This window comes from Paenibacillus sp. MCAF9 (genome assembly GCF_052114265.1).
In the GTDB taxonomy this organism is placed as follows: domain Bacteria; phylum Bacillota; class Bacilli; order Paenibacillales; family Paenibacillaceae; genus Pristimantibacillus.
Genome location: NZ_JBFREL010000008.1, coordinates 35,783 through 47,211 on the forward strand (window position 1 = coordinate 35,783; position 11,429 = coordinate 47,211).

An 11,429-nucleotide genomic window follows, 5' to 3' on the forward strand; every position below is an offset into this window, starting at 1 on the left:
AATTACGGTAAATTAAATTCTTTCCGCTTAATCTCGATTTCATCGTTAATGTAGAGCACATAATCGTTAAGCGCTTCCCTAGAATTCTCGTTCGCGTTGACGACTCTGCGGAAGGCGTTGTCCAGATGTCGGCCGGTGAAATAACCGCCCGGCACTTGAGGTATGCCTTCAACCCACTCCCACTGACTGGACAGATTGTTGTAATCCTTGATTGGCCAAGGCAATTCTGCAAGTGCTTCTACGTTAGCAGTTGGATAACGTGCAGCTTCGCCCATTAAACCTTCCATCTCTCTACCGTAAGCAATTTGCGTATCCTTGCTGGTCCACCATTTCATAAATTCCCAGGACGCTTCCTTATTATCGGCATTCTCCATCATCATAACGCCAGTCGTATGACTAGCTACCGCATGATTAACGGTTCCGTTATCTTGCTCCGTACCAGGAACGAGCGTGAACTCCCACAGCCCTTTAATCTCAGGCGCGAGCACCGTCAGCATGTTATATGTTGTATAGTCCACAATGCCGATTGGCATCTCGCCCGTACGGAATCGGTTCGGGAAGTCTGCCAGTACCGGGAATTTGTAGTTCGTATAAAATTGCGTCCACTTCTTAAACATTTCCATAGATAAATCCGTATCAAGCGCACTCTTCTTATCGTCATCACGATAGAATTCGCCGCCATTCTGATAAAGCAGCATAGAGAAGGTCGCATTCGGTACGAGACTTGCGTTCGTAGCCTCGATTGGCAGCCAAAACTCCATGTTGTGCTTCTGGAGGACGGAAATCATGTTGTAAATATCCTGCCATGTCTTAGGCGGCGCAAGCCCCAGCTCCTCAAGAATATCCTTCCGATAGAACAGCATCGGGAACGACTGCTGCTCAGGCAGTGCATAGACGCCTTGATCGTACTTGTAAGGCGTAAGTCCACTGTCATGGAAACGCGAGGCTACTTCATCGAAATCACTAAACTGAGTCAAGTCTGTCGCAGCATCCCGCATCGCATAGTTCACGGGGATGTCCTCACCGATTTGCATGGCAACGTCAGGTCCCTCGTCTGCCAGTGTTGCCGGAAGCAAGATGTTCCCCGGTACAAGCCTTAAATCAACCGCGATATTCGACTCCGGCGTGAAGGAATCGTCGATTAAGCTCTTAAGCACCTGTGCTTGATCCCGTCCCGTTGTAATCCACACCGTTATCTTACGGTCCTGCTCTCCTCCCGTATTGCCGATGCTGTCATAGTCCTCGGTATAAGAAGCAAAGTACGCACCAAGCTCATGCTTCATCTCTTGAAAAAAAGTCGCTCCCGCTCTCGGAAGCTTCTTGTCTGGAGAGGACACAATGAGATAATCCAGCTTAATCGGTTGCTCGCGAACTGTGAGAATCCACGTGCCTAATCCCCCGACATTCGTTTTAAATGCGGTTAAGCGATTGCCAACCGTTTCCGGATTTTTGATCATTTCCTTTAATTGACCAACCATGGTATGAAGAACGGCTACTTTGTCGCTCCGCTCTCCTGTCGATTTCTCTAAATAATCGGCTACGTTCTGTATGATTACGGCTTGCTCTTCGAATGTCTTAACCATGTCCGGTATCCGCTTCCCTAATTGGTAATCACGGAACGGATCGGGCGTATTTGACGTAATCATCAATATTTTCCGATACATCTCATTAAGCTGCAGCACGCTGGATTCAATCGTTCGAATGAGCGGGGCGATATCGCCGAGTGAAACTTCCATTCGAATGCGATGCGTTCCCTTGGACAAATGGAACAAATACGGCTCTTCTTCATCGCCCAGTACGTTCATCTCCCAATCCATGTTGAAATTAAAGCGCAAGCGCTTCATCTCCAGGAAAGGAGTCTCTCCGTCAATCGTCAGGCTTCGAGTGGCGTATATGCCGCGCAGCGTATCCTGCTTTTGCTTTAACGCGATCTGATATAAGCCGTCTTCCGGGGCCTCAAACTCCCACTCGATCCACTGTCCAGGAAGCTTCCAGTTTGTTCCGCCGATCGTATTGATTCGAAGCTTCGACACATTGTAAGGGATGACCGTCGGACTCGACCGGTCCGCCAGCGGATATAACGTAGGAGATGATTTGGCGACCGCGTCCTCCGCTTGGATTTCAAGGTATTGATCCGATACTGCCTTGATTCCTTTGGTCTCATACTCTTTCTTCATATCCTCATACGAATACAAAACTGGTTCCTGATACAGCTCAATATAATCAATCGCCATCGGTTCCCTTAAGGCCGTCAAGGAAAACGATTGCTGCCCGCTCTCAAAGTAAAAGGAGTAAGGCTCGTCATAATATCCATTTCGATCCGTGAAAATTCCGATTTGCCATGCTGGTTTTTCTACCTGCCTTGGCCTGATTTCATTGCCGCGATCGTCACGCTCGATTTCGTCCTGTCGATTTCCCCAAACGCGATCGAATAATAAAATATCCGCTCCCTTAAAAGGGACTTTTTCGTTAATGGCAAACTGCCTTTCGATCGCAGAGCTTTTTCCCTCGATCGGCAAATAATGAATTCTTATGTTGTACAGACCCGCTTGTTTTACCAGTACATCCCACACAATGGAGCCGTTATCCGGAGTGACAACCGCCTTGCCGGACAGTCCTTCTAAATCGTCCGCTATGTCGAACCCTTCTCCAGTCGTTCCCGAGAACTTCTCGCCCTCTATTCGGATGACTTCTTCCGGCCGACCAGCATTTATGTGGCTAGTCAAATACGCATCATAACTGTCTTCTCCTGCTGATGCCGTAACAGCGTCGAAATCTCCCATGGCCATTACGCGTCTGCTATCCTTCGAATCTGAAGGGTAGAAAGCCCATATAGAAGTTGCCACTACGGTGAGAACGAGTATAATTGCGATGTAGTTCTTCTTTCTGAAGTTCAACTTTTCTCCCTCCTGCAGTAAGAAGTTAAATTCAACAACAGTCCCCATTAGAAATAGTTCTAAAATGGGGACTGTCTCTCACCCTTTATTACATGTTAAGAACCATACACCGCATCAATCGCCGCTTGGAATACCGGTTTATACTTCTCGACAACTGTAGATACCGATACCCCGCTGTTGATCTCTCCGACAAAGTCCCAGAACTTCAAAGCATCGCCGTACGTGCCATGGTCGAATACGATCATGCCAGATCCAACTAGCTTGGCGTTGTTAATGTCATCCTCGTTCGCAAAACTGCTTTCAAGGGACGCCTGACCCGGATAGTCGTATTCGGAGTCGATATCGTTAATTTTTTCCCAAATGTAAAGCAGCTGCTCTGGATGCTCCACTGCCTTTGGAATTGTTATTGCTTGGTAGGCGCCTTCGCCGGAATGATATTCCGTTGCGCTTGGTCCTTTAGGGAACGGTACGAAGCCGATATCCGCATCCGGCATATCAGTTTTGAAGCCATTCAGTTCATAAATGGCACCGGCATACATGAGCGTATTTCCTTGACGGAAAAACTGTCCAGGCTCCGTCCAATCTCCACCCTCAGTCGGTCTGTACACTTGTTCGGTTGCGAGTTTCGACAAGAAATTCAATGTTTCCTGCGTTGCTGGATCATCCAGGTTTTGCTTGTCACCTTTCGTCAGGTGAGCACCGTTCGAATACATCGCATGCTCGACAACTTGAGAATTTGCAAGCCCCCAAGTATCCAGCTTGCCGTCGTTGTTTGTATCTTTATTGGCTTCTTTCGCTGCTTGAACGAATGTATCCCAATTCCAGTTGTCTTCGTTCACATAATCTTGAAGCGCCTTGATGCCAAGCTGATTCAAGAGCGTCCGATTGTAGAAAATGCCTTGAATCAGGTTGCCCTGGTCTTCTGTGAACGCATAGCCTTTGCCCTCATAAGCAAAGAATTCGTTTGTCGCCTTTTGATTGAACACTTTCGTGTTTTTCGTATACTCGTCGACCGGCCATAGCAAATCTTGCTTAACCAATGTCGGGATCGTATAGTTTCTTCCCAAACGGACGATATCGCCAAGCGGTTCGCCCGCAAGCAAGGATGCTGTTACTTTTTGTTGATATTCGCCGAAGTCGACCGCTACGTATTCCATTTTGAAGTTATGCTTCTTCATCAGTTCATCGAGGTTTTTCTTGCGTTGTATGTTATCCGGATTGTCTTCTTTTATCGCCATATCCCACCAGGCAACGACTTTGATCGTTCTTCCACCCATGTCGAAGTCCATCTCGGGCGAGCTGTATAACTCTTCTTCTCCGTCGCCCTCAGGAACGGTCGTCTCCGTGCCCGCATTGCCCGAGCCATTTTTCGAGCCGCCGTTTGTTCCGTTGTTCTTGCTGTTGCCCGAACCGCTGCTGCATGCAGAAAGAACGAGAACGAGCGCGCATAACAAAACCATTAATTTACGAATCTTCATTGCGAATCCCCCTTAACATATTGAACTACCTCGAAAGTGTAGCGCTTTCATAAGGCAAGCAACAACCTGTTGAATATCAGGTTTATTACCCGTCATATTCTAGATTGGAAATCATTTACTTTCACCAAAAGCCGTTTTTTTTTCAACAAGTAAAAACCTGCAGGCAATGCAAAGAAAAGCACGTTGTATCCACTGCCCCCAATTTACATAATTAAAGCGTAGACTTATCTCCCGTCAGGGAAACCCCTAAGTACAAGTATAAGAATGTAAAGCATCTGTTGATTTACTGTGCTTATATTTCACAGCGAAACGTTAGCTTTTACAGCCAAAGACGGCGGTAGACGTTTACGCTCAAGCAAATGCAATTGGGAGGTAACCATCGTGTATAAAGTGCTGCTTGTCGACTATGACTCCACATCGTCGATGGAGATGTTGCAACATATGCCAGAGTGGAATGGAATTGGATTTGAATTGGACGCTTATGCGAACAGCTCTGCGGACGCTATCGAATTTCTCGATCGAAACTATTTTTCGCTCATCCTGGTCGGCATGAACGGCTCTCACCATGACGCCTTGTTTCTTTGTGATTACATTCGCCGGAAGAGCCGCGTACCGCTCGTCTTGATAGGCGGAAGCAACGACTTCCAGCTTGCCCGAAAGGCTCTCTATTACCAAGTAAACGATTATTTGCCAGACCCTGTTTCTTCTGTTGAACTGACTTCATGTCTTCTGACCGTCAAAGGCGAGCTTGATTGTGTAAACGATAAAAATAAAGCGCTATCATGGACGCCTGTGGAAAATGATGCCCAGCCTCAGCCTAATATCATCGAGAGGGTCAAGGAATATGTCGATGAATCGCTGCATCAAAATATTACCTTAAAGCAAATTTCCAACAGTCTGCATTTCAATTGCTCGTATTTAGGTCAAAAATTCAAGTATCAGGAAAATATGACCTTCAATGAATATTTGCTGCAGCAGCGCATGGAGAAAGCAAAGCTGCTGCTTGAGAATACGGACATGAAGGTGTACGAAATCGCGAATGAGATCGGATATTCGGAGATGGATTGGTTCTATAAAAAGTTCAAAGCGTATACCGGTGTAAGTGCTAACGAATATCGTAAGTTGTTTTCCATTATCGCGTAACCGCTTACATTTTTGCTTGGCGGATTCGTCTGACATTTCTAGCAAAAAAACCTCATCCTCGCCTAATAGCGGGAAATGAGGTTTTTGCTTTTTTATAGGAGGTTTCCCAATCACGTCATACTTTTTAAGTTTGCTGCTACGTTAACTTTCCGTGCGTTCCTAACGCGGATAGAGGACAATGCGGCCATCCTCCATTTCTACCCGCACCTTGTTGATTTCTTTGAATCCTTCCGTGTCTAGGAAACCGGAAGGAATTTGCAACCGACCCGCTTTATCCAGCACCGCATATTCCGTGTGGCTCTCCGCCTCCAGCATGGCGCTTTCGGCATCCAACATGGCCAGCTCATCAGCGTACGAGACTTTGCGGATCATCTCTGCCGACGTTTTGCCATCCCTAATCTGGACGACCCGGTCCACCTTGCGAGCCAGTTCCGGATCATGCGTTACAATTACGATCGTAATTCCGATCGATCGATTAAGCGCTCGGAACAAATCGAGTACTTGATTCGATGTGTTCGTATCGAGGGATCCTGTTGGCTCATCGGCGAGCAGCAGCTTCGGATCGTTGGCAAGCGCAATTGCGATCGCCACCCGCTGCTGTTCACCGCCTGACAGCTCATTCAGCCTGTTCTTCATCCGGTGGCCAAGCCCCACCGCCTCCAGTAGCTCCATAGCCCGTGCCCGCCGGTGCTTGCCGCGAAGCAGCATCGGAAGCTCCACATTAGCAAGCGCCGTTAAATAAGGAATTAGATTACGCGCATTGTTTTGCCATACAAAACCGACTGTATCGCGCTTATAGTCTACCAGTTCCTTTTCTCCAAACTTCAGCAGGTCTTTGCCGTCCACATAAAGTTTGCCGGCCGACGGCTTGTCAAGTCCCCCCAGCATATTCAGGAGAGTCGACTTGCCGCTGCCTGAATTGCCGATAATCGCCATTAGCTCGCCGGCCTCGACCTGTAGATCCAGACCTTGCAGAGCGAACACCTCAAGATCCGCCATTTTGTAAATTTTGACGAGTCCTTCACTTCTAATCATCGTTTACTCCTCTCCAAGCTTGAGTGCTTGTGCAATCCGGATTCTCGACAAGCGGTAACCGAGAATAAGCAAACCCAGGGTCAGCGTAATGCCGACGATGCTGTACAGCTGCAAATAATCACTGAGCTGCTGAATCATTTCAAAAGGCGGCACTTGATCCTTCGTTGCGAAGGACATCTCGAAGAGCGGTACGAATAGCTCGCTTATCGAATTGCCGATGAAAACACCCAGAACAACTGCCGCTCCCGAAGTCAGCAATTGTTCGCTGACGAGCATGCCGATTATTTGTCCGAACCGAATACCCATTGCCCCGAGTACGCCGTATTGAAGTGTTCTACCTGACAGCGTGAGCACCCAGAACAGCAAGAAGCCGAAAAAGCTAATGAGCATGGAGATAACGAATCCGAGTGTCATAACGCCATTGATTGCGAGTCTGAACGGATCGTTTTTCGATTCAATCAGCTCTTGCGTGGCATCCTGAAGCTGGATGATTCGCAGCTTCTTCTCAGCCAGTTGGTCGTAGACGAATTGGCTTGTAACGCCATCCTTCAGTTTCAGCCATACTTCGTATGGCTCTACAGCAAGTCTCTTCTGAATTGTTCCGAGATGGCCTACGATCAAGTTGGGCTGAACCGCTTTTTCATTATCCTTGCTGCCCGTAGGAAGCGGATTCCAGCTTGGCCAATAGTCGATAATGCCATAGACGACGAATTGCGCCTGATCGAGCCCGTCCCAGGACAAGCTGATAGTGTCGCCTGGCTTTACTTTTGCCTTCTTCGCGATTGAACGAGAGATCAGTACCGCCTTCGTATTAGGCGCGAGGAGATTAAGGTAGCCGTTAATGGGATAGTCAAGCAGCCCATCCTTCATCCATGTCGTCTGGCCGAAGTTCATCGTGTCGATGCCAAAGAGCGTCGTCGCTCCGCTTGCCCCGCTGGCAGGCGTGACGAAGCGCGCATTCTCTTTCTTAAATACTTTAGCGCTCGCCTCAATGCCTTCCAGCTCTTCGAACGGCTGAAACGGCGGCTCGATGTAATTTACCCGGCTCGAGCTGGACGGTGTCGGTTCGGTCAGTGTTTGAGAGGCCGACGACATATAGGTTGAGGGACGCGCATCGCTTTCCCAGCGGGTCATAATCGACATATCCGCTCCGATGGCGTACTGAATCTTGCTCTCCATGTTGTCGTTTATGGTTCGGGCCGCATTCGCGCTAAAGAGTCCTGTCGCCACGGTCATGATCAGAAACAGCTTGATCGTCTGATACTGACCGGACGATCGGCTAATCTGTATTAGCGTGTTGTACAACGCTGGCGACCACCATCTGCGGCCTGCCCAATAGATTAGACGTATGAACCACGGATAAACCCGCAGCAGCAGCAAGCCGCCCCCGAGAGCAAAAAGCGAAGGCATCAGAAACAGCATCGGATCGAGCTGGAAAGCATCCGAATCAAGCCCTAACCGCTGCAAATCCTCCTGCCGTTTGTTGAAATTATAGAGCAAATACATAGCAACGCCGACGAGGATAAAATCAAGTCCAGTCTTATGCCAAAACGTCAGCTTGTTATGGCGGGCATTCTGCTGCTTATGACTGACGATGCTGACTCTGGTCGCCATGAAAGCCGGTATGAGAGTCAAAACCAATGCGGCAGCTACCGCTGCACCTGACATCAAGTAAGCGCTGCTGGTCAGACTGACCTCAAGGGCCGAACGATCGACGAACTCTAGGAAACCGTTCGAGGCGCCTAATACTTTAGTGAACAGAATGCCGAGAAAAGGTCCAACCGCAAGTGCGCTAACGCCAAGAAATAGACTCTCGAACGTATAGGCCGTCATAATCTGCAGACGACTTGCCCCTCTGCTGCGCAGGACGGAAATCTCCGTCTTTTGCCGTTCAATAATAAGATTGGCGGCCATGTAGAGATAAAAGGCGAGCATCAGCATGACCGGCGAATAAAGAGACAGCATCATGATATCAAGCTTCTCTTGCTTTCCTTGATAGGCATCCACAGTCGATGTGGCAGGGATATTGACTTCGTCGACGCCGATGCGACCACGGAAATATCGCCTGATGTCCTTGTCGGCCTGTACGAATGCATCAATCGAATCGATCGTTAACTTCTCGTAATCAAGCGCCACGCGCCAATCGAGGCTCGCGAGCTTCGTCTTGCCTCCAATTATAAAATCGCTCTCGAATTGATCGAATGGAATAATAAAACCATCGCTGTCCTCTGAAGCGAGATAAGGCAAATAAGGATCAGCAGTCGGATCCGTCTCCATGATCCCTACCGCGATAAAGCGGAACTTCATTTTGTCCGGCGCTTCCGCGATCAATTCATCCCCGAGATCACGCTTCGTCGCAATAAGGAACTTCTGCGTAACGAGAGCCTCGTAAATGCCGTCCGTGCGTACGGCTGGCATCACGCCGTCGATCAGGCGAACGCGCTTCTCAAGACCGGATAGCGACTTGATGCTGCCCGCCGCCTTTTGCGACTGCTTCTCCTGATCCGTAGCATCCGCTCCGTACACCTTCATTCGCTGCGTGAAGCGTTGTTGATAAGCGGATAAAGCTTCAAGTCCCGCTCTTCCCGGTATCGTTTGCACGAATCGGTCAGCCCGCCTGATGGCCTCTACTGTCTTCTCGTCCACGGTCGACGAGGATACTGTCGTTCCGATGCGAATATATCCCGGATACACGCCTTCTTGAAGCTGCACCGATTGAAGCTCCTTCTGCAGCGTCTGCTGCAATATGGCTTCGGAGTAAAGCGGCATGGAGCTGAACAAAGCCACGCACACCGTAAGGCCGATCCAAAGGTTCATCTGCAGCCACTTGTTGTTTGCCATCTTTCGAAGGATCATCGTCCATAAGGCCATACGTACACCCCATCCCAGCGCCGGATACATTGCTGTACCCGGTCTTCATTGTTAGTTAGTTGTTCAAGATGACCTTCTGGCCTTCCTCGAGTCCCTTAATGATTTCGGCCTCCGTCGGCGTTATCAGCCCCACCTCAACGTCGACCTCCTTGCGTCGCTCGCCTTCCGCCACCTGTACGTAATAGCGCCCCATGTAAGAACGAATGGCCGAGCGAGGCAGGATGATGACGTTCTCGCGCTTCTGAAGCTCGATCGTCAGCTCGGCGCTATCTCCGATTTGGATACCTGCCGGGGCCTTATCCATGCTCATGTAGAGCGTTACAGCATTGCGCTCTGCTTTGGATCCATCCGTTCCGATAGGAACAGTCGAAGGAGATTGCAGCACTTTGCCCGTATACGCCTTTCCCTTGTATTTCAAATTGACCGGCATTCCTGCTTCGACCGGCTGTACCTCCTTCATGTCTGCTGCAACATACGTAAGCTGAATGCGGGACGTATCCGCAATCGATACGATAGCCTGGTAGGCGTTCACAAAGTCGCCCGCATTCAGCGTCTCCACGAACGTCACCGTTCCGGATAGGGTCGCATAAAGACGTGATTTGGCAAGACGCTTCTCCATCGACTGAAGCGATATTTTCTCGCGTTCGAGATCGATTTCGCGCAAACGCAAGTCAGTGGTCGACGCGCCGTCAAGATACGCTTGCTTGAACAGCAGCTCTGCTCGTTCCACGTTAAGCCGTTGAAGGCTAACCTGAAGCTCAAGATCACCGGTTTCCTGCTCCACGAGCAGATCGCCAGCGTGAACTTCCTGCCCGGCGCTTACCTTGATTGCTTTGAGCCGGCCTCCCGATTCCTTGAATGACAAGTTCTCCGCGCTCGAGGAAACGAAATGAGCCGTTCCTTTCAGATACGTCTGAATCGATCCGCGGCTTGCTTCTACGATATCCAATTGCTCCTGCGCCGGCTGAACAAGCGGCGGCTGCAAAGCAGATTGCTCTGCAGGGAGAAGGCCGCATCCGGACAGCGCTAGCATCAATGCCAACGCCACTGCCGATCGGCGCACGCCTGAAAGCAGCGGTCCGCCTCCCTTATTCGATGTTCGTTTGCGATACAATTCTTCCATCCTCCAATGAAATGACATGATCGACAAGCTCCATAATGCCCGGGTCATGCGTGGTCAGAACGACCGTCATACCAGAACGATTAACGAGCTCCCGGAATACTCTCATTACTTGAAAGCCCATTCGACTATCGAGCTCCGCCGTCGGCTCGTCCGCGATGAGCAGCACAGGCTCGTGGGCAATTGCCCTTGCGATCGCCACGCGCTGCTGCTCTCCTCCTGAGAGCTCGGCCGGCCGGTGCTTCATTCTTTCCTTCATTCCAACCTGCTCCAATGCCCGTTCCGCCGCCTCCCGATTGCCCTTAAACGGCGTGCCCGCAACGCGCAGGCCGAATTCCACGTTCTCGTATGCATTCATGAGCGGAATAAGTCCAAATGACTGGAAGACGAGGCCGATTTCTTTGCGCCTCAGAGCACTTCTCTCTTTTCCGGGCATACGCGTAATTTCTCTGTCTCGGAAAAACACTTGCCCTTCCGTTGGCTCGTCAAGCGCGCTGAGCATATTCAGCAAAGTCGTCTTGCCTGAACCGGACCTGCCCTTAAGCGCAACCATCGATCCGGCCGGTATAGCCAAATGAACATCCGATAACGCGGTGACGGCGCCGCTGCCTCTACCGAATACACGCTTAAGGCCGACCGCCTTCAGAATCATCCCGCCGATTGCTTCTCCCGGCAATTCTAACTTCGCCAATACCGCTAACCTCCTCATTTTTCCCCGTTATTACTATTTATTTTAACGCTTTCATTTCTGTAGAAGTACCTGTTCATTTCTTGTTCGTTTACCCTATAAACGATAGCTTTGGTCTCGATTAACAACTAAAAAACAACAAATTGAACCCTAAATCGCAAGCTAAGGCCTTTTTTCAATTGAACTATATAAGTTGA

General features: G+C 49.6%; 7 protein-coding genes. 1 reads left to right on the forward strand and 6 read right to left on the reverse strand.

Annotated elements, in window-relative coordinates; all coding sequences use genetic code 11:
* Positions 1–2: 2 nt before the first annotated feature.
* On the reverse strand, positions 3–2,897 hold the full coding sequence (locus AB4Z45_RS15780; RefSeq protein WP_441910281.1) for an extracellular solute-binding protein: 2,895 nt from the start codon (positions 2,895–2,897) through the stop codon (positions 3–5).
* 95 nt (positions 2,898–2,992) lie between these two features.
* Positions 2,993–4,375 (reverse strand): ABC transporter substrate-binding protein, encoded by a 1,383-nt coding sequence (locus AB4Z45_RS15785; protein WP_441910282.1) that lies wholly within the window; start codon positions 4,373–4,375, stop codon positions 2,993–2,995.
* A gap of 381 nt (positions 4,376–4,756) precedes the next feature.
* Here AB4Z45_RS15785 and AB4Z45_RS15790 point away from each other — a divergent pair, with 381 nt between their 5' ends.
* On the forward strand, positions 4,757–5,518 hold the full coding sequence (locus AB4Z45_RS15790; protein ID WP_441910283.1) for a response regulator transcription factor: 762 nt from the start codon (positions 4,757–4,759) through the stop codon (positions 5,516–5,518).
* Positions 5,519–5,677: 159 nt separating this feature from the next.
* On the opposite strand, the gene AB4Z45_RS15795 is transcribed toward AB4Z45_RS15790, so the two are convergent.
* The 4 genes from AB4Z45_RS15795 to AB4Z45_RS15810 are packed head-to-tail and all read right to left on the reverse strand — an operon-like array spanning position 5,678 to position 11,196.
* Positions 5,678–6,553 (reverse strand): ABC transporter ATP-binding protein, encoded by an 876-nt coding sequence (locus AB4Z45_RS15795; protein WP_441910284.1) that lies wholly within the window; start codon positions 6,551–6,553, stop codon positions 5,678–5,680.
* 3 nt (positions 6,554–6,556) lie between these two features.
* Positions 6,557–9,424, reverse strand: a complete 2,868-nt coding sequence (locus AB4Z45_RS15800) for an FtsX-like permease family protein (RefSeq protein ID WP_441910285.1) — start codon at positions 9,422–9,424, stop codon at positions 6,557–6,559.
* Between the two features lie 55 nt (positions 9,425–9,479).
* Positions 9,480–10,565: an efflux RND transporter periplasmic adaptor subunit gene (locus tag AB4Z45_RS15805; RefSeq protein WP_441910286.1), complete on the reverse strand. Its 1,086-nt coding sequence runs from the start codon at positions 10,563–10,565 to the stop codon at positions 9,480–9,482.
* Positions 10,513–11,196 (reverse strand): ABC transporter ATP-binding protein, encoded by a 684-nt coding sequence (locus AB4Z45_RS15810; RefSeq protein ID WP_441880612.1) that lies wholly within the window; start codon positions 11,194–11,196, stop codon positions 10,513–10,515. The genes AB4Z45_RS15805 and AB4Z45_RS15810 overlap by 53 nt, the downstream gene beginning before the upstream one ends.
* Positions 11,197–11,429 lie beyond the last annotated feature (233 nt).

Excerpts from the sequence above, each read along its gene's own strand:
- AB4Z45_RS15785 (WP_441910282.1), bottom strand. The coding sequence starts at position 4,375 with ATGAAGATTCGTAAATTAATGGTTTTGTTATGCGCGCTCGTTCTCGTT.
- AB4Z45_RS15795 (WP_441910284.1), bottom strand. The coding sequence starts at position 6,553 with ATGATTAGAAGTGAAGGACTCGTCAAAATTTACAAAATGGCGGATCTT.
- AB4Z45_RS15800 (WP_441910285.1), bottom strand. The coding sequence starts at position 9,424 with ATGGCCTTATGGACGATGATCCTTCGAAAGATGGCAAACAACAAGTGG.
- AB4Z45_RS15805 (WP_441910286.1), bottom strand. The coding sequence starts at position 10,565 with ATGTCATTTCATTGGAGGATGGAAGAATTGTATCGCAAACGAACATCG.
- AB4Z45_RS15810 (WP_441880612.1), bottom strand. The coding sequence starts at position 11,196 with ATGATTCTGAAGGCGGTCGGCCTTAAGCGTGTATTCGGTAGAGGCAGC.